Below are 441 nucleotides of genomic sequence, written 5' to 3' on the forward strand. Positions count from 1 at the left end.
AGCCCGAGCTGGCCAACCAGGTGATCCGCCCCTATACCGACCTGCTGCTGCACGACATGGGCGAAGGCCTGGCCGACCACCGCCCCGAGTTCGAGGCCAGCGGCCGCGAGTGGCGCACCCCACCGCTGTGGGGCATCGGCCTGACCAAGACGGTCAGTGGACATACCCAGTTCCTGCATGACGGGCGCGCCCGCAACCTGCTCGAAGCCATTCTCTGGCACGGCGGCGAAGCGGAGCGATCGCGCCAGATCGTGCTGGGCTTCGATCAGGACGAACGCAACGCACTGCTGAGCTTCCTCGAGTCGCTCTGAGTGAACCCATGTATCCATGCTTTCCCGGCGCGAGAGCGCTGCAAACCGGCAATGCCGACGAGGACACCATGATTCGTTCCAACACCCTGCGCATGGCCAGCGGCGGTCTGTTGACCGCCCTGCTGCTGAG

General features: G+C 65.8%; 1 protein-coding gene. It reads left to right on the top strand.

Features of this window, described 5'->3' with window-relative positions:
* Positions 1-311, top strand: a 311-nt coding sequence (locus tag ACU8YC_RS27875) for a di-heme oxidoredictase family protein (RefSeq protein WP_446896379.1), incomplete at its 5' end; no start/stop codon positions are given.
* Positions 312-441 lie beyond the last annotated feature (130 nt).

This window comes from Citrobacter sp. VF227, from assembly GCF_052950715.1.